The sequence below is a fragment of the Salinibacterium sp. TMP30 genome (assembly GCF_038397785.1).
GTDB lineage: Bacteria > Actinomycetota > Actinomycetes > Actinomycetales > Microbacteriaceae > Rhodoglobus.
In genome coordinates, this window is record NZ_CP151642.1 from 827,875 (window position 1) to 846,166 (window position 18,292).

Genomic DNA, 18,292 nt, shown 5'->3' on the forward strand with positions numbered 1-18,292 from the left:
CCATGTGATGAAATACTACGGATGCGGTGACGATTCCGCAAAATCGTGAACTCTTCGACGACAAGGTGGCCCCATGGCGGCTCAAGATCCCCCCAAACGCGCAGGGCGCCGACCTGCGGCGAGTGCGGCAGGTAGCGGCGCGCGCGAAGACATTGAAGCGGTTGCACGGCAGCAGTTCGCCGAGCTTGGCTATGAGCGGGTGAGCGTGCGCGGTGTAGCGCGAGAGGCAGGCGTTGACCCGAAACTTGTTCATCACTATTTCGGCGGAAAAGAGTCACTATTTGCGGCTGTGGTTGAGCTTCCGCTCACTCCCGGAGATGTGATTGCAGAACTTCGCGAGCCGAGCGAGGAGACCCTGGGCCATCGCCTCGCGCGAATCATCGTTCGGCTGCAGAGCAATGCGCTCTCCCGAATGACAATGTTGGGCGTCATCCGTGCGGCGACAAGTCAGCCGCTTGCTGCCGAACGGATCAGGGCACTCTTGACCACTCGACTACTGCTGCCGATCGCGCGCGAACTCACCGTTGATCAGCCCGATGTGAGGGCGGCACTTGTCGGAAGTCAGGTTGTCGGTCTCATGATGGCGCGCTACGTCGTGAAGCTTCCCGCATTGGCGAGGGCGAGCGATGAGGAGATCATTGAATTGCTGGGGGCATCCCTCGATGCAGTTCTTGGTGTCGTAATTATCCCAGCGGCGGAGAGCTCGCCGGCATGAAGTTGAGGTTCACGCCGTCGCCCTGCATAACGAGACTTCCCCCGGTCGGAATGGCGGCGGTAACGAGGCCTAGGGCGCTGAAGTAGCGGGTGTCAAAGTCCATGAGCGCGTTGTCGCACGCCCGTTTTGTTGAGGAGACGGCGCCAACCCTGAGCGCGCTGGGCTCGCCTGCAAGCGTTGCGGCATAGTTATTGCAGGCGGATGCTCCCACAATGCTGCTGCCTGAGATCATCAGCGTGACGGTGACGTCTGTACTGAGCTCACCGGAACTGTCGGTGCCGTCGGCGTAGGTCCAGGACCCGTCGATGCCTTCAATGGGGATCGGGTCGCCGGGTGTTTCTTCTTCGCCAAGGCCGGGGCCGCTATCAAGCGGGGGCTCATCAGAGCCGGGAGTCAGCGCTGGGCCAGCGCACGCTGTGAGGGCGAGCAGGCTGATCGCAAACAGCGGGGCAATTTTCTTGAACATCGTGGGTGTGGGCGTTGCATCTGTGGGAATTGTGTCTGTGGGCATTGTGTCCTCCTACCTAGGTAGACGACGAGGTGCGCGATTTCGTTGTGCTGCAGTCGCAAATTTCTTAGATCGCGGCGAGCAGGCACAACGCTATGAGCACGACTTGGCCGAAGTATCGTGGCCAAAAGGGGAGTGCGGCTTTGCCGAAGCGTTTCGTATGCTCAGCCGCGTACACATTGGCGGGGAACACGGCGATCAGAAAGAGTACAAGCGCGATTCCGGTAATAAAGCGGGTTGGTTCCCACAGCAGTCCGAGGCCGCCAGCGATTTCGCAGAGCCCGGTGATGGTGACGAGGGCTCTGGGGGCGGGCATCCACTTCTGGCGTAGAGCTGGGGGGATCATGGCCGCCATCGTGCGGGCGGGGGCGGCGACGAAATGGCTGACGCCCATCGCGATGAAGGCGAGTGCGAGCGCAATGCGCAGCACCCACTGGGCGATTTCGGCGGCATCCATCATGGGGTCTATCGTCGCACCGAATCGTCACATGGCAGCGACGCCTTCCTGTCGCCGCTAAAGTTGCTGTAGTTGTGTACTCAAGCAGCCTTCGCTGTGTCAGCGCGAAGTCCCCGCGAATTGAAGGACCAGATCTGTGGCCAAGCCGATCGTTGTGATCGCCGAAGAACTTTCCCCCGCAACAGTTGATGCCCTCGGGCCCGACTTTGAGATACGAAACATTGATGGCACTGATCGTGCCGCTCTGAAGGCTGCGCTCGCTGATGCGCAGGCCGTTCTCATCCGTTCGGCAACCCACATGGATGCCGATGCTCTTGCTGCCGCGCCTGACCTGAAGGTCATTGCTCGCGCTGGTGTCGGCCTCGACAACGTTGACATTAAGGCGGCTACGGCTGCTGGTGTGATGGTTGTCAATGCCCCCACCTCCAACATCATTTCGGCGGCAGAGCTGACCGTCGGGCACATCCTGAGCTTGGCCCGTCACATTCCTGCCGCTCACGGCGCTCTTGCAGAGGGGCAGTGGAAGCGCTCGCAGTACTCGGGTACTGAGCTTTTTGAGAAGACGATCGGCATCATCGGCCTCGGCCGCATTGGTGGTTTGATCACGGAGCGCATGCAGAGCTTCGGCACGAACATCATCGCTTACGACCCCTATGTGACGTCTGCTCGCGCGCAGCAGATGGGCGTCACGCTCGTCTCGCTCGAGGAGCTGTTGGAGCGTTCAGACTTCATCACGATTCACATGCCGAAGACGCCAGAAACGACGGGAATGATTTCGACTGAGCAGTTTGCTCGCATGAAGTCGAGTGCGTACATCGTGAATGTTGCCCGTGGTGGACTCATTGATGAAGACGCTCTCTACACGGCACTTAAGTCGCGCCGCATTGCTGGTGCCGGTCTTGATGTGTTTGTGAGCGAGCCGCCCACGGGCTCGCCGCTGTTGTCGCTCGACAATGTCATCGTTACCCCGCATCTGGGGGCTTCGACTGCTGAAGCCCAGGAGAAGGCTGGCGTTTCGGTCGCTCGTTCCGTGCGTCTTGCCCTCGGTGGAGAGCTCGTGCCTGACGCGGTGAACGTTGCCGGTGGAATTATCGATCCGAGCGTGCGCCCCGGCATTCCGCTCATGGAGAAGCTTGGTCAGGTGTTCTCTGGGCTGTGTGGCAGCCCGCTCACGGCGGTAGATATTGAGGTCCGCGGCGAGATAGTGGAATTCGATGTCAACGTTCTCAAGCTCGCCGCTCTCAAGGGCATCTTCACGAATGTGGTGTCAGAGACGGTCAGCTATGTCAACGCCCCGCTGCTCGCCGACCAGCGTGGACTCACGGTTCGTTTGATTACGGATGCTGTGAGCCCTGAATACCGCAACGTTTTGACCATCCGTGGTTCGCTTTCTGATGGCTCCCAGGTTTCGGTCTCGGGAACGCTTGTGGGCAACAAGCAGCTCGAGAAGATCGTGGAAATCAACGGATACGACATTGAGGTTCCGCTCGCGGATCACCTGATCGTGATGATGTACGAAGACCGCACCGGAATCGTTGCTGTCTTCGGTAAAGAGTTTGGCGACGCCAACATCAACATCGCGGGCATGCAAATCGCGCGTGAAAGCGAAGGCGGCAACGCGCTGTCGGTGCTCACTGTGGACTCGCAGGCCTCCGCTGAGGTGCTCGCCACTGTCGCGAAGCAGATCGACGCCCGCTACGTGCACGCGATCGACATCGTCGACGCCTAGTTTGAGTTACTCGCGCTGTGATGGCGCGAGTACAACGAACGGCGCGCCCCGAATATTCGGGACGCGCCGTTCATGTTGTTGGCGGCTGCCGCACTCAGGGCGCTGGTAGCCGACGTTAGTTGTGCTGGTTATTAGATGGTTTCGTCAGGGGTGGTGCTGGTGCGGCGTTCGCTTACCGAGCCGTTTGCTCCATCGGTGCCGTTGTGCACGGTGGTGACAGAGGTGCGCTTACGCATCATGAGCACAAGGCCAATGATGAACACGACTACACCCGCAGCCATCATGATGTATCCCACGAGGTCGAGGTTTATCCCTTCCACTTGGAGGTCGAGCGCGAACGTAAGAATCGCGCCAATAACTACTAATACAATTCCGGTTCCAATACTCATGAGGCCAATTTTAGCGCACTATTTTCAGCCAGCGTTCAGGTGACTTTCAGGAACACGATATTTGGGCCTTACCGGGGTGGCGGCAGCGTGAACTCTGCGGCCAGCGCGCGGTGCGCAGCGGTACTGTATTTGTATGCCTTCTCAGATCAAGCTTGCAGTCATTCCCGGTGATGGTATTGGGCCCGAAGTTGTGGCCGAAGCACTCAAGGTGCTGAAGGCAACCGGGGTGGATGTTTCCCCCACCCAGTTCCCCTTCGGAGCGAGCCATTACCTCGAGTCGGGCACGATTCTCGAAGACTCTGACATTGATGAACTTGCTCAGCATGACGCGATCTTGCTGGGTGCAGTAGGAGGAGACCCTCGCGACCCGCGACTGAAGGGCGGCATCATCGAGCGTGGTCTGCTGCTGAAGCTGCGTTTTGCGCTCGATCATCACGTGAACCTGCGCCCGACCACGATTTTCCCCGGTGTGACGTCTCCGTTAGCTAATCCTGGCGCGGTGGACTTTGTGGTGGTCCGGGAGGGCACTGAGGGACCCTACGTGGGCAATGGTGGGCGCATCCGCACCGGCACACCCCACGAGATTGCCACCGAGGTGTCGATAAACACGGCGTTCGGTGTCGAGCGCGTTGTTCGCTTCGCTTTTGCTCACGCGATGGGGCGGGAGCGCAAGAAGGTCACCCTCGTGCACAAGACCAACGTGCTCGTTCACGCCGGCGGCCTGTGGCAGTCGACGGTTGACCGTGTCGCCACCGAGTTTCCGGAGGTTAACGTCGACTACATGCACGTTGATGCGGCCACGATCTTTATGGTCACCCAACCGAGTAGATTTGATGTCATCGTCACCGACAACCTTTTTGGTGACATCATCACTGACCTTGCAGCGGCCATCAGCGGCGGCATCGGTTTGGCCGCTTCCGGCAATCTCAACCCCAGCGGGGCATTCCCGTCGATGTTTGAGCCGGTTCATGGTTCAGCGCCCGACATTGCGGGCAAACAACTCGCTGATCCCACGGCGGCAATCCTGTCGATTGCATTGCTGCTGTCACAGTTCGGCGAATCGGATGCCGCGGCCCGTGTTACTGGGGCCATTGAGGCCGATCTCAGCACCCGTGGCACCACGGCACGGTCTACGTCGGAGATTGGCAGTGCAATTGCCGACGCTGTAGCGCAGAATTAACCCACCGCCATTGTGGCTGAACGTCATTAAGGACATCGCATGAAGAATCTGTTGGCTGATCGCCCCCTCACATTCATGGTTAAGAAGAACCAGGAGCCCCGCTCGGTCGAAGAGCGTGACGCAGTTCTCGCAAACCCCGGCTTCGGGGTGAACTTCACCGACCACATGGTCGACATTTGTTGGTCAGAGACTGGCGGATGGCACCGCCCCCGCGTTCAGCCCTACGGACCGATCAGCCTTGATCCGGCCGCAGCAGTGCTGCACTATGGCCAAGAAATCTTTGAGGGCTTGAAGGCGTTCCGTCACGAGGATGGATCGATTTGGTCGTTCCGGCCCGAAGCGAATGCTGCGCGATTGCAGCGTTCCGCCCGCCGCATGGCGCTGCCCGAGCTGCCCATTGACGCTTTCATCGATTCGCTCAAGCAGCTCGTTGCCGTTGATGGTGACTGGGTGCCCAATGCTCCCGAGACCAGCCTCTACTTGCGGCCATTCATGTTTGCCAAGGAAGCTTTCTTGGGGGTTCGCGCGGCGAAGAAGGTCAACTATTACGTGATCGCTAGCCCCGCTGGTGCCTACTTCACCGGCGGTGTTGCTCCCGTATCGATCTGGATCTCCACGAACTACACGCGTGCTGGCAAGGGCGGTACAGGAGCCGCAAAGACCGGTGGCAACTACGCGTCGTCGCTGATTGCTCAGCAGGAGGCGGCAGCTCACGGCTGCGCCCAGGTGTTGTTCTTGGATGCCGAAGAGGGCAACTACATCGAAGAGCTCGGTGGCATGAACGTGGTTCTCGTGAAGAAAGACGGAACCCTCGTTACCCCGCACTCTGAGTCGATCCTCGAGGGCATCACGCGCGACTCTGTTCTGCAGCTTGCGGAAGACCGCGGCCACAAGATCGAGCGCCGCCGCGTGACTCTCGACGAGTGGCGCGAGGGCGTCGAATCGGGCGAGATCACTGAGATGTTCGCGTGCGGCACCGCAGCAGTCATCACACCCATCGCCATGCTCAAGGGTGAGGGTGTGGAATTCGGCTCTGCGGATGCTCCAGCCGGCGAATTGACGATGTCGCTGCGCGAAGAGCTCACCGACATCCAATATGGCCGTCGCGAAGACAAGCACAGCTGGATGATGAGGCTCAACGCATGAAGGTAGCTCGTTTCAGTTCTGGCACGGGAGCCCGCTATGGCATCATCGACGGCGACGAAATTGTTGTTCTCACCGGTGACCCCATGTTCAACGGTTTCGAAACCACCGATGAGCGTCTGCCGCTGTCAGAAATCAAGATTGTGGCGCCCGTGATTCCGCGCTCCAAGGTCGTGGCGATTGGCCGCAACTATGCCGAGCACGCGAAAGAGCTCGGCAATGAGACTCCTTCTGAGCCGATGATGTTCCTCAAACCCAACACCTCGGTAGTGGGCCCCGGGGATGCCATCATGCTGCCGCCGCAGAGCGAGCTTGTGAGTTTTGAGGGCGAACTGGCCGTTGTGATCGGCAGCATCGCCAAGAATGTGGCCGAGGCCGATGCTGACAGTGTGATCTTTGGGTACACCATCGCCAACGATGTGACGGCACGCGACCTGCAGAAGAAAGACGGCCAATGGTCTCGCGCGAAAGGCTTCGATACGTTCTGCCCACTCGGGCCCGTGATTGAGACCGAGTTCGAGGTGGCGTCGCAGAGCATCCGCACGACCGTGAATGGTGACCTGAAGCAAGACGGAACCGTCGACCAGATGGTGCACTCCGTGGCATCCCTGGTGGCGTATGCGTCGAGCGTGTTCACGCTGCTGCCGGGCGATCTGATTCTCACGGGAACCCCCGCGGGGGTCGGGCCGATTGTGCACGGCGATACTGTCGAGATCACGATTGAGGGAATCGGCACGCTGAGTAACCCGGTGCGCACGGCATCGAGGTAGCGGCGACCCAGCCCGCTTCGGGCACCCTCAGCCATTCAGGCTCACCTCGCATAGAATGGGCTCAATGTCTGCGCCATTTTCTACTGCTATCGCTTCCGACGTTCGCGTTCGGTTTTGTCCGTCACCTACGGGTACGCCCCACGTTGGCTTGATCCGCACGGCCCTGTTCAACTGGGCCTACGCGCGCCACACGGGGGGCACAATGGTGTTCCGTATTGAAGATACGGATGCCGCTCGCGACAGCGAAGAGAGCTACTTGCAGCTTCTCGACGCGATGCGCTGGTTGGGTCTTGACTGGGATGAGGGCGTCGAGACGGGTGGCCCGAATGAGCCGTACCGTCAGTCGCAGCGCAGCGATATTTACCGTGAGGTCATTGAGAAGCTGAAGGCTTCCGGTCACCTCTATGAGTCGTTTGCGACGGGCGAAGAGATCGAGGCCCGCAATGTGGCGAACGGCCGGGACCCCAAGCAGGGGTATGACAACTTTGAACGCGACCTCACGGCAGATGAGATTGCTGCCTTCACAGCGGAGGGCCGCCAGCCGGCACTGCGTTTGCGGGTGCCCGACACCGATCTGAGTTTTGACGACCTGGTGCGTGGCGAGATCACGTTCCCGGCGGGCTCGTTCTCTGACTTTGTTGTGGTGCGCCCGAATGGCGCCCCGCTGTATACGTTTGTGAACCCGGTGGATGATGCGCTGATGGGTATCACGCATGTGCTGCGTGGTGAAGACCTGCTCTCGAGCACCCCACGACAGATCGCCCTCTACACGGCGCTCATCGAGGTCGGTATCACGGAGGCGATCCCGCGTTTCGGTCACTTGCCCTATGTGATGGGGGAGGGCAACAAGAAGCTGTCGAAGCGTGACCCCGAGTCGAATCTGTTCTTGCACCGCGACCGCGGGTTCATCCCTGAGGGTCTCATCAACTATCTGTCGTTGCTGGGCTGGTCGTTGGCTCCCGACCGCGACGTGTTCTCCGTCGAGGAGCTCATTGCCGCCTTCGACGTTGAGAATGTGAATCCGAACCCCGCCCGTTTTGATGTGAAGAAGGCGGAGTCGCTGAATGGTGATCACATCCGTCTGCTGTCGGCGGAGGAGTTTGCGGGCCGTTTGGTTCCGTATCTGGTTGCTGCTGGCGTGATTTCGGCGGAGCCGACGGAGGCTGAGCTGGCGACACTCGCTGCTGCTGCGCCTCTCGTGCAGGAGCGCATGCAACTTCTGGGCGATGCGCCGGGGCTATTGCAGTTCTTGTTCACTCCGGATGCGGATCTCGTTGTTGAGGCGGATGCGATGCCGAAGGCTGAAGGCCCTGAAGTTTTGGATGCCGCGATGGCGGTGTTGCCGGCGGTGGAGCCGTGGACTCATGAGGCAATCGAAGCGGCTCTCCGTGCCGAACTTATTGACGTGAAAGAGATGAAGCCGCGTGTGGCGTTTGGTCCGTTGCGCAGTGCGATCGCTGGGCGTCGCATCAGCCCCCCGCTGTTTGAGTCGATGGAGCTGTTGGGCAAAGAGTCGACCCTGACCCGCCTGGGAGCGCTGCGCGCACAGCTATGAGCGAGCAGTTCGACTGGGAGGTTGTCATTGTCGGTGGCGGACCGGCCGGGTTGAGTGCTGCGCTGAATCTGGCGCGGGCTCGTCGTCGCGTCTTGGTGCTCGACAGCAATCGTCCCCGCAATTCGGCGACGTTCCATTCGCACGGCTTTCTGAGCCGTGACGGTATTTCGCCGTTGGAGTTGCGCAAGCTGGGCCGTGTGGAACTTGAGCGGTATCCGAACGTCGCGTTCGAGCGCACGATTGTTGAGAGCATTGAGCCGCTGGGCGGTGCGGGCTTCACTGTTACCTATCGCGGGGAAGTCGCCACAACGCGCACGGTACTGATCGCGACGGGCCTGCGTGAGGTGCTGCCGGCTTTGCCGACGCTGCGTGCGTTCTATGGCACGAGCATCCACTCCTGTATGGAGTGTGACGGCTACGAGTACGCGGATCGTCCGATTGCGTTGATCGGCGCCAGCGATGACCTGGCGGAGCGGGCGCTGTTGTTGTCGCAGTGGAGCCGGGATCTGATTGTGTTCACGCAGGGCGTGGGGCAGGTGAGCGAAGCTGATGTGGCGATGCTTACTGAGCGCGGCATCCGGGTGGATCGTCGTGTGGTGGCAGATGTTGCGGGCGACCGCGATGGGCTGACCGGTGTTGTGCTCGCCGACGGTGAGACGATCCCGCGTGAGGCCGCGTTTGTGCGCCCCGGCTATGAGACGGCGCTCGACTATGCGGTGGGCTTGCAGCTCACCCTCGACTCGGAGGGTTTGATCGTCGTTGACGCTGCCGGCCGCACTAGTGCGGCCGGTGCCTATGCGATCGGTGAGGCTACCCCTCCCGGCCCCCAGCAGCTCATCGTCGCGGCGGGTGACGGGGCTGAGGTTGCCGCCACCATCAACCGCAATCTGCTCTAAACAGGAGGGTTTGTGGCGCGTTTGTGAAGCTGGCGGTGGGGTGAACCACAGCCCGCTCAGGATGCGCTAAAGTAGTAAATCGGTTCGGTTCCGGTCGAATCCTGTGGGGTATGGTGTAATTGGCAACACGGAAGATTCTGATTCTTTTGTTCTTGGTTCGAGTCCAGGTACCCCAGCAAAACTTCTAGGGAGCAACTCCCACCGCCCGACTCCGCCGGGTTTCTTGTTTGCCTTTGGATCCAATCCATTGCCCGTGCTTTGGACTTTCCCCTGATGCTAGAGAGCGCAGTTGCAATTGGCGTTTGCGTGCAGTCGCCTAGGGGATAGCACGGAAAAGCAAACTCGGACCAACCGGCGCAGTTCGAATGTGGCGGAACGCTGGTAACCGTGTGGGTTTGAGATGCCGTATTTATCGCCACTACGGAAGAGGCTGAAGCAATCGCCGCCGGCGACCGTTAACGGTGTGGAGAAATTATGTTCGCTACTTTTCGTGGCTGTCCGAATGAAGAAACAAAAGTGCTTTGGCCGCTGTGTAGCGCTGTGACCCTCGACGAAACGTCCGCAGGGATCTGCCCGCTATAGCTTCGACGGTCGCCGGAGCTCAGCCGCCGGAATTCTCCTGTTTCCGTTCGTTGTGTTGCGCGCTTACTCGCAAGCCACCCCGTCACCGTCGCGGTCGAGACGCGGTGTTTCGTAGCCCGGCTGGCCTGCGTAGAGCGGAGCCGCACCGGCGGCACGCACCGCAGTGCAGTTTTTGTAATACGCGTAGGCCGGTGCTGCGGGGGCGGGCGCAGGTGCGGGTGCCGGTGCGGGTACTGGTGTTGGTGCTGCGACGACGGGCGGCGGTGCGGGCGCCGGTGTGAACGCCGAGGTTACCGCTCGCTGGTTAGGGCAAGTATCGAGCACACGTACCATCGCGTCGTATTCAGCTGTAGTCACCCACAGCCCGTATGTGGCTTTGACAGAAATCTGAGAAGCAACGTATTCACAGCGGAAGCTCTTGTTAGATGGTAGCCAAGTCGCAGTGTCTCCTGAGCCTTTCTGGGCGTTCGACTTTCCATCGACCGCGAGAAGATTGATTGGGTCGTTGGCAAGAGAAATCCTTTGCTCTTGAGTCAATTGCTGTGCACCAGTTTGCCACGCATTGGAGAGCGACACGACGTGATCGATTTGCACTAGGGCTGACGTAGTGTTTCCCCTAATAAAATCTATCTGCGCGTTAGTGAATGGTGAGATGAGCTGCCCGGTTAGCACCTTGCACATTCCGTTCTTGGTAGTCTGAGTCAGATCACGGTTCAGGATGTCGTTGCGCGTATCGCAGCCGTTGCGGTCCACATCCATCCAAGCAGCTCCGAATTTGGTTGTTCGGACGTAGCCGGTCTTCGGGGCTTTTCCCTTCACAGGGATTTTGGTCAAGAGTGCAAGTGCTGTCGTGTCAGTAATCGAAGTATCGGAAATGCTCACTGACGCTTCAGCGGATGGAACAGTAACAGTCTCAGGATCGGCAGGCGCATCCACGGTGAATCGTGCGCTCGCAGCGGCAGTTGCTGTTGGAGTCGCAGTGGGCGAAGGAGACGGTGCGGCTTTCTCGGATATCTCCACACCGTCGGCGACTGGTTGCGCCGCGATGTTGCTGCCACCGACCGCACCACCGACAAACGTCGCGAACAGGCTCGCTGCAATAACGATTCCGCCGACCTTTCGTGACGGCACTGAGGCCCACGAGCGTCGGCCGCTGACAAGCACATAAAGTCCAGTGAATACGCCGAAGAGCGCTATGAGAATAAGCATTGAAGCAATGCCCTGGCTTACGAGCGCAACTAACGCGAATAGCGCGACACTCGCCCCTACGACCCAGGTGCTGATCGTTGGCTTAAACCATTCAGGCGAGTGACTCACTGCTGGCGTGTTTTTCGAGGCGAATTTATCACTCCACTCAAGCCCATCCCACCATCGGTTCTTCCCTGAGCCATCGTCGTACCAGCCGGCGGGTGCCAGAGGTGCATTGGGATTTCTCTTGTTTTTAGATCGTGGCCAAGCCATGTGTGCCTCCGGTATCGGTCCAACCTTCCCAGAAGCGCTGGATGCCCGTCAGCCCCACAACGGGGCTTCACGATTAGATTGACGACACTGTCTCAGCGCCATGAACTAGATCTGTTATCTAACGCCGCAAGACCTCAAGAAGGCTGGAATCGGTGGCGGTGAACTCTCAAAATCGTTGAGGGCCTCAAGCAGAGAACATCAGCACTCAACCTTTGAGCCGGATGACCGCGACCTTGCCTTTCACTCCCGCCACAACCAGCACGTTGCCGGCCTCAATACCCTCGAGGGCAGCAACGATTTCCGCGACTTCCGGCTCCCGCTGAACGGCATCCGCTCGCATGAGCACGGTCACCCGCGCGCCGGTTGAGGCGCGTACGGCATCGACGAGTTCGGCGCTGTCGTTGGAGGTTACGAGCATCACCTGGTCGATGCGGCGAACCCGTTCCTCACGGACGTCTGAGACGCGATCCCGATTCCAGATCGCGAAATGGTACGTCGCGACGAGCACCGTCGCCGTGAGGAGCCCGAGTGCCTGGCGGGAACGTTCGATGAAGCTCTCACCGCTGCCCCCATCAAGCAAGAAGGAGAATAGTTGGAACCCGATCACCAGCAACGTGATGAGTGCCACCAGAGCACTCACACCGAAAATGATCACGAGGTAGATACGCCGCCCCGGAGTCGCTACGCGTTCGGGGGTTGACGCCTCCAGTGGACGCCACGTCATCCACCACAACACACCGCCGACGAGCAGCGCGCTCAGCCCACCAAGCAGCAGGCTGCGGATGTTGCCCTCGAGGATTGAATTGCTCGACGTTGCCAGCAGCGCATTCAGCGTCACGCCGACACCGGAAGCCGCATACGCCAACGCAACACCCGCGCTGGCCAACCTAGTCGCTGCTCGAACCCCAGCGGATTGCGCAGTGACAACACGGGCGTGATACACAAGCACCAGTGCACCGACGACCGCACTGGCAATCGCCATCCCTAGCGGATCAAGCGTGACAGCGATCGGTTGGTCGAGCCCCGTCACTAACTCGAGAACTACAGAGAGAGTTAGCGTGAAACCCAACGCGAGCACGGCATACGAGGCAACCCCCGCAATGAAGACGAGGAGCACGTTAGTAAACCCGAACGACTGCGTTCGCACCCCCACCCGGAACCAATGCCACCACCACAGCAGCACGCCGCCAGCGGCCCACACGAGTGGCTGCAACACAAGCTGCCACACAGGATCGCCGACCACGACACTGCCCAAGATGCTGTCGACAGCAGAGTCGATGAGTCGCCCCAGAGCAAAAGCCAGACCGCCGGCAAGATAAATCAGCCCGATGAGGGACGCGATCGCAGGCGCGGCACCGGGCAACCTTGTTGGTCCCTTGCGGGGATGCCGCCACATCCAGTAATGCCACAGCCACACCAGCCCCCACACGATACCCACGGAGAGACCGTACGGATCCCAACCGGAGGTAATGGCATTAGCAGTCCACGAAAATAGCGCAATCGTGGAGGTAAGCAGAGCTGAAGTGGACAAAATCACCAGGTACACCGGCCAGACGACGGATGCCCGATCTCGCGCGCTCGCTGAGTCACGCCACGTCAACCACCACAACAGTGCAGCAAGCGGACCAGCGATGAGGGCGGAGGCCAACGACGTTGCCAGACCGAAGTTATCAAAACTCACCTCGACGAGGTTCACTGTGAGCAGTCGTTCTAGGAGACCGCTCAGTCCGCTCGCCGCGATGATCACCGTAGTGGCGAGCAACAGATACGTGATCACTCGCCGCACTGTTTGCACACCGCCAACCGCAGGTGTCGTGCTGGGAGGAGGTGTGGCGCTGGGGCGCGATGTCGTTGAGGTCATTCGCCCAACCCTTGGTCGTAGCACAGCGTCAGTTCGTAAGGACTAGTTTGGACCTTCCAGAGCCGGTCCTCTTGAACCAGAGAGAACGCCCCGTCGTAGCTGTAATTTGAGCCACCGAATGTTCCGCCGCCATACTCCATCGTCACCCGCACCACCGCGGTGTCGCCGTTGACCGTCGACGAAGTGACGGTCATCCGCAGGCCTTCAATTGCGTTCGGCTCAGCCCGTTCACAATTCTCGCGAACATCAGAAGCGAGAAAATCCTGGGCCGTGTTGTAATCGCTCGCGACCATCGCCCGCGAATAGGACTGCACGACACCTTCCGGTGTTGTGGGGTCTACATCCGCTGGCCCTCCGCGAGTGAACACCACCACGAGGGCGATCACCACAATGGCGGCAATGATGGAAAGGATCGCGATAAGTGTGCGATCTGGTCGAGCTGCGTGAGACTCCATGAGGACATCATCACTCATTGAAGGCACCAAGGGCTAGTGGCGGCAATCTGTGAGATCGCAGCCACCGAGATCTACGGTTGGCTGCGAATAATGGACGTGGCGCCGGTATGGTCGCTGACGGTCGTCTGTTCGTGAGATTCAGCATCCGGATTCGCACCGACGCCTGTGTCGTCGGTACCGAGCACGTTGAGGGTTTCGGTGGGTTCGTCGCGCGTGATCGTTGTCGCCAGCGGAACCTCTTTTATGAACGCCAACAGCACCGCCGAGAGAAGCACCAGTGGCACCATATAGAGGAACACCGGAGTCAGGGAGTCGTTATAGGCGCCGACGATGATCCCGCGCACAGCATCCGGAAGGTCACGCACTGCCGCCGGCGTCAACGAGTTCGTGTTGCCTGTGGCACCCGCAGCGGCAGCCGGAAGTCGTGTGTCAAGGAGTTCGGTGAGGCGAGCGACAAACAGACTGCCGACAACCGCCGTACCCACGGAGGCGCCAATCTGGCGGAAGTAGTTATTCGACGCCGTCGCGGTACCCACCTGCGAATTCGGGAACGTGTTCTGCACAATCAGCACCAGAATCTGCATGCTCATACCGAGACCCAGCCCCAGCACCGCAAGGTACGAGCAGAGAATCCAGATCGGCAAATCGGGGGTCATTGTCGAGAGCGAGGAAAGCCCAATCGCGATGAAAATCGCGCCCGTAATCGGAACCCACTTGTAGCGACCAGTGCGGCTCACCAGCTGCCCAGAACCAACCGAGCTCACCAGCAGCGCAGCCATCATCGGGATCATCAACAGCCCAGCCTGGGTAGCATTCACACCCGTCACCATCTGCAGGTAGGTCGGCATGTACGCGATAGCACCAAACATGGCGACACCCGTAATGAGACCGGATGCCGTAGTCAGCATAAAGTTGCGTTCCTTGAACATGTGCAATGGCATGATCGGCTCTGCAGCAGCGCGCTCCACCATCACGAAGGAGAAGCCAGCGACGACCGCGAGGGCGCCCAGACCGATGATGATGAGTGAATCCCAGTCATACTGCGTTCCACCCCACGTTGTGACAAGCACAATCGCCGTCGAGGTGATAGCCAACAAGACCATGCCGGCAACGTCGATAGTGGGCTTGCGCTTACTCGACTTTGGCAACTTGAGCAGGGTCACGGCAGCGAAAATCGCGAGCGCACCCAGGGGAAGGTTCATCCAGAACGCCCACCGCCATCCGATGGACTCCGTGAACCAGCCACCGAGCAGCGGGCCAGCAACACTGGCGAGAGCGAAGACACCGCCGATGGCACCCATGTAGCGGCCGCGCTCGCGAGCAGGAACCACATCGGCGATGATCGCCTGCGACAGGATCATGAGGCCACCGCCACCAAGACCCTGAACGGCGCGCCCAATTATCAGCCAGGTCATATCGGGGGCAAGGCCACCGACAACCGAACCAATCATGAAGATGCTGATGGCACCAATGAAGAGGCCTTTGCGACCAACGAGGTCACCAAGCTTTCCGTAGACCGGCATCATGATGGTCGACGCCAAAATGTACGCGGTCGTCACCCACAGCATGTGGTTTACACCATTGAGCTCGCCCACAATCGTCGGGAGTGCGGTGCTAAAAATCGTTTGGTCGAGAGCCGAAAGCAACATGGTGACCATGAGGCCAGCAAACAGGAGCAGAATGCTGCGTTTAGCTGCCGGGTCACTCGTGGTCATGACTTCGGGTTCGTTCGTAGTTGTCATTTCAGGGCTTCTAGGGTTTCTCGTGTAAGTCCGACCGCGCGCAGGTACATGGAGTTGATGTCGGCAGTAGCGCCATCAGCGATCCACTCCTTCACGGCGATTCGAACGGATGCGACGCAAGTCGCGACAGCAATCTCGGCGATATGTTCAGGGTCGCGGGGGAGCGTAGCTTCTTGCTTGGTGAGGAATTCAACAACGGCGGCAGCCATTGTGCTGTTCAGTTGCGTGAACTGGTGAACCTGTCTGCTCAGCAGACGGGGGTTCTCTTTGACGAGAAGCATCCGCTGAGCTTTGAGGTGAGTTTGTTTGGCCATGGGGCCAAAAATTTGGAACATTGTGGAGACGATCGCGGCAACCAAGTCGTCAGTTTCGGCGGCGGCGACACCAGACGCGATTGCGCGCTGCACTTCGCTCATCTCCTGGATGCCGAGAATGGCATCCTCTTTGCTTTCGAAATAGTTGAAGAACGTGCGCGGTGAGATTTTGGCGCGCTCGCTGATCATGTCAACAGTGGCGCCATCGAGACCCTCAGCGGTGACGATTTCGACAGCAGCAGTCTCAATACGCAGTCGCGTTTCGAGTCGTTTGCGGTCGCGAAGACCGAGGGGAACAGTAGCAGGCACTCAGCAATATTTGCAGAGACTGCAAAAATGCACAACTGCAAAAAGCTGTGAGGATGCTTTGAGGTTAAAGCGCGAGCGACTCGCCAGGCTGCAGCACCGTGAATTCGCCACCATAGCCAGCCATGACATCCGTAATGCGCGCCGCCGCCAGCGAGAGTCCCTTGTCAGAGAGCACAGCATCGTGGGTCTGAATCGCACGCTGCGGGGCAAGCTCGGCCACATAATCCATGACCTCACTGATCTTCAGCCACGGAGCGCCCGCAGGAATTGCCGCGCTTGCTACAGGCTTGGGCGGCACCGTGAATGAGTCGCCGCCATACCAAAACTCGCCGTTCACCAGCACCCCCAGATTGTCGATTACCGGAATCGATTCGTGGATAACGGCATGCTCGCCACCAAAGAACTCGAGTGTCCACGCACCAACGGTTTCATTCGCGCCGTCGACGACTGTCGTGACGTTCCAGTCACTGGCAGCGGCCGCGACACCGGCGGGCCCGAAGATGGGCGCATCGGGATTGTTTTCGCGAATGCGCGCAAGTTGTTCGCCAGTCCAGTGGTCGGGGTGCTGGTGGGTGATCACAATCGCGGTCACGTTCTCGAGTGACGGCAGAGGCTCAGTGAAGCCGCCGGGGTCGATAACGAGGCGTTGGTTCTCGTGTTCAAGAACGAGGCAGGCGTGCTCATACTTGGTGACGTTCATGCCACGAGCCTAGACCGGTGTCGCAGCCGGTGCATCCGGGAGCGGGGTGGTGCGACATACTGGGCACGTGGAGTCGATCAAACCCCTTCGTCTTGTTGTTGCCATTAATCCGACTGCGTCTTTTGGCAAAGGCAAGCATGTGGGCCCTCAAGTTGTTGAGGCGCTGCGTGCGCTCGGCCATGAGGTGACCGCTCTTGAGGAGCCCAACTTTGCGCTGTTGCTGAAGCGCGGCCGTAAAGCTGTTGCCAAGAAGCCGGATGCTCTGCTCGTTGTTGGCGGTGATGGCATGGTCAATCTCGGCACCAATCTGGTCGCTAAAACGAAGGTGCCCCTCGGCATTATTCCGTCGGGCACCGGCAATGATATGGCTCGCGGTTTAGGTATCCCGTTTGATGACACGGATGCCGCTATCGCCAGTATTGTGCGCGGTCTCGCTCGGCCGTCGCGAGCGATCGATGCTGGCAGTGTCGCCTACGTTGACGACGCTACCGGCACTGCCGCAACCCGCTGGTTTGCGAGCGTGCTATCCGCCGGTTTCGATGCGATTGTCAATGAGCGCGCCAACCTGATGTCCTGGCCGAAGGGCCCGAGGCGCTACACCGTCGCTCTCATCATTGAGCTGCTGCGTCTGCGCGCCATCAAGTACACGCTCACGATCGATGACAGGGTCGTCGAGACCACCGGCGCTCTCATCAGCGTTGGCAATAACGTGTCGCTCGGGGGCGGCATGAAAGTAACACCGAATGCTCTGGTGGATGACGGTCTTGCCGACGTTCTTGTTGTCGAAGCTCTCTCGCGGTTGGCTTTCTTGCGCGTCTTCCCGCGCGTATTTAGCGGTAAGCATCTTACTGATCCGCGCGTCACGGTGTACCGCGCAAAGAACATCCGCATCGAATCTGTGGGCATCACGGCCTATGCCGATGGGGAACGTTTTGCTGCGCTGCCGATCGACATCGAGATGGTGCCCGGTGTGCTGAATATTCTCGACCAGAGCCCCTAGCTACGATTCAGGCGTTGGCGCATCTGTCGCGATGCAGGCGTAGTCCGTCATCAGCACACCCTCATCGGTGCTGCGTTCGGAGATGATGAACTCTTGGTCGGGGCGAGCGCCTTCAGTAACAGTCTCTTTGAAGGCGGCAAACGTCTCAGAACAGGATGACGAGACAGCGTTTTGCACACCGCCAGCTTCGCTAATTCCTGCCTTCGTCAGTTCTCCCTTAGCAATCACGATGTGGGTGTGGTCGGCGGTGCAGGGGGTGACTTCTGCTTCACTGAGGTTGCTGCCGTCAACAAAGCTGAAGCAGTCGCCAACAAGCAGTTCGGTCGAGCCGATGACGGTCGGCTCAAGAACCTGACCGTTGTCGTCACGGGGAATCTCCGGGTAGAGAAGCGAGCACCCGGCGACGGCGGCGAGCAGGGCCGTCGCGAGGAGTGCCGCACTGGTGGCACGCGTGGTAACAGTCAAGAGTGTTCCTGTGGTTCAGAATTGGTGGTGGTGGAAAAAAATGCCCCAAAGTTGTGGCATA

At 59.5% G+C, this 18,292-nt stretch carries 18 protein-coding genes and 1 tRNA gene; 9 read left to right on the forward strand and 10 right to left on the reverse strand.

The features are described 5' to 3' along the window. The first annotated feature begins 73 nt into the window (after positions 1-73). Positions 74-715, forward strand: a complete 642-nt coding sequence (locus AADH44_RS03995) for a TetR family transcriptional regulator (protein ID WP_341954209.1) — start codon at positions 74-76, stop codon at positions 713-715. On the opposite strand, the gene AADH44_RS04000 is transcribed toward AADH44_RS03995, so the two are convergent. Beyond that, the gene (locus AADH44_RS04000; RefSeq protein WP_341954210.1) at positions 684-1,226 is read right to left on the reverse strand and encodes an META domain-containing protein; all 543 of its coding nucleotides are present in this window, start codon (positions 1,224-1,226) and stop codon (positions 684-686) included. The genes AADH44_RS03995 and AADH44_RS04000 overlap by 32 nt on opposite strands. A 64-nt stretch (positions 1,227-1,290) precedes the next feature. Next, a complete protein-coding gene (locus AADH44_RS04005) occupies positions 1,291-1,683 on the reverse strand; it encodes a hypothetical protein (RefSeq protein WP_341954211.1) in 393 nt (130 codons plus the stop codon). Positions 1,684-1,816: 133 nt separating this feature from the next. Here AADH44_RS04005 and serA point away from each other — a divergent pair, with 133 nt between their 5' ends. Beyond that, a complete protein-coding gene (gene serA, locus AADH44_RS04010; protein ID WP_341954212.1) occupies positions 1,817-3,409 on the forward strand; it encodes a phosphoglycerate dehydrogenase in 1,593 nt (530 codons plus the stop codon). Between the two features lie 131 nt (positions 3,410-3,540). Here the strand turns inward: serA and AADH44_RS04015 are convergent, their stop codons facing one another. Next, positions 3,541-3,798, reverse strand: a complete 258-nt coding sequence (locus tag AADH44_RS04015) for a DUF6458 family protein (protein ID WP_341954213.1) — start codon at positions 3,796-3,798, stop codon at positions 3,541-3,543. A 133-nt stretch (positions 3,799-3,931) separates the two neighbouring features. Here AADH44_RS04015 and AADH44_RS04020 point away from each other — a divergent pair, with 133 nt between their 5' ends. From AADH44_RS04020 to AADH44_RS04045, 6 genes are all read left to right on the forward strand, one after another. Further along, positions 3,932-4,978: a 3-isopropylmalate dehydrogenase gene (locus tag AADH44_RS04020; RefSeq protein WP_341954214.1), complete on the forward strand. Its 1,047-nt coding sequence runs from the start codon at positions 3,932-3,934 to the stop codon at positions 4,976-4,978. 39 nt (positions 4,979-5,017) lie between these two features. Then, the gene (locus AADH44_RS04025) at positions 5,018-6,124 is read left to right on the forward strand and encodes a branched-chain amino acid aminotransferase (RefSeq protein WP_341954215.1); all 1,107 of its coding nucleotides are present in this window, start codon (positions 5,018-5,020) and stop codon (positions 6,122-6,124) included. Next, complete coding sequence (locus tag AADH44_RS04030; RefSeq protein ID WP_341954216.1) at positions 6,121-6,891, forward strand: fumarylacetoacetate hydrolase family protein; 771 nt, start codon at positions 6,121-6,123, stop codon at positions 6,889-6,891. The genes AADH44_RS04025 and AADH44_RS04030 overlap by 4 nt, the downstream gene beginning before the upstream one ends. Positions 6,892-6,946: 55 nt before the next feature. After that, on the forward strand, positions 6,947-8,446 hold the full coding sequence (gene gltX / locus AADH44_RS04035) for a glutamate--tRNA ligase (protein WP_341954217.1): 1,500 nt from the start codon (positions 6,947-6,949) through the stop codon (positions 8,444-8,446). Beyond that, positions 8,443-9,342 carry an NAD(P)/FAD-dependent oxidoreductase gene (locus AADH44_RS04040; RefSeq protein ID WP_341954218.1) on the forward strand — a complete coding sequence of 300 codons (900 nt, stop codon included), beginning with the start codon at positions 8,443-8,445 and terminating at the stop codon, positions 9,340-9,342. Before gltX ends, AADH44_RS04040 begins: the two co-directional genes overlap by 4 nt. Before the next feature lie 104 nt (positions 9,343-9,446). Further along, positions 9,447-9,518, forward strand: a tRNA-Gln gene (locus AADH44_RS04045). A 469-nt stretch (positions 9,519-9,987) separates the two neighbouring features. Here the strand turns inward: AADH44_RS04045 and AADH44_RS04050 are convergent. From AADH44_RS04050 to AADH44_RS04075, 6 genes are all read right to left on the reverse strand, one after another. Continuing rightward, positions 9,988-11,385 carry a DUF1524 domain-containing protein gene (locus AADH44_RS04050; protein WP_341954219.1) on the reverse strand — a complete coding sequence of 466 codons (1,398 nt, stop codon included), beginning with the start codon at positions 11,383-11,385 and terminating at the stop codon, positions 9,988-9,990. A gap of 205 nt (positions 11,386-11,590) precedes the next feature. Beyond that, on the reverse strand, positions 11,591-13,246 hold the full coding sequence (locus tag AADH44_RS04055; RefSeq protein WP_341954220.1) for a DUF5671 domain-containing protein: 1,656 nt from the start codon (positions 13,244-13,246) through the stop codon (positions 11,591-11,593). Next, the gene (locus AADH44_RS04060) at positions 13,243-13,719 is read right to left on the reverse strand and encodes a hypothetical protein (protein WP_341954221.1); all 477 of its coding nucleotides are present in this window, start codon (positions 13,717-13,719) and stop codon (positions 13,243-13,245) included. Before AADH44_RS04060 ends, AADH44_RS04055 begins: the two co-directional genes overlap by 4 nt. 53 nt (positions 13,720-13,772) lie before the next feature. Continuing rightward, entirely contained in the window at positions 13,773-15,443 is a 1,671-nt protein-coding gene (locus AADH44_RS04065; RefSeq protein WP_341954222.1) for an MDR family MFS transporter, read from the reverse strand. Next, positions 15,440-16,066, reverse strand: a complete 627-nt coding sequence (locus tag AADH44_RS04070) for a TetR/AcrR family transcriptional regulator (protein WP_341954223.1) — start codon at positions 16,064-16,066, stop codon at positions 15,440-15,442. Before AADH44_RS04070 ends, AADH44_RS04065 begins: the two co-directional genes overlap by 4 nt. Positions 16,067-16,130: 64 nt before the next feature. Beyond that, positions 16,131-16,766: an MBL fold metallo-hydrolase gene (locus AADH44_RS04075; RefSeq protein ID WP_341954224.1), complete on the reverse strand. Its 636-nt coding sequence runs from the start codon at positions 16,764-16,766 to the stop codon at positions 16,131-16,133. 67 nt (positions 16,767-16,833) lie between these two features. On the opposite strand from AADH44_RS04075, the gene AADH44_RS04080 reads away from it, so the two are divergent. Beyond that, on the forward strand, positions 16,834-17,766 hold the full coding sequence (locus AADH44_RS04080) for a diacylglycerol kinase family protein (protein ID WP_341954225.1): 933 nt from the start codon (positions 16,834-16,836) through the stop codon (positions 17,764-17,766). Here the strand turns inward: AADH44_RS04080 and AADH44_RS04085 are convergent, their stop codons facing one another. After that, positions 17,767-18,231, reverse strand: a complete 465-nt coding sequence (locus AADH44_RS04085; protein WP_341954226.1) for a hypothetical protein — start codon at positions 18,229-18,231, stop codon at positions 17,767-17,769. Between the last annotated feature and the right edge of the window lie 61 nt (positions 18,232-18,292).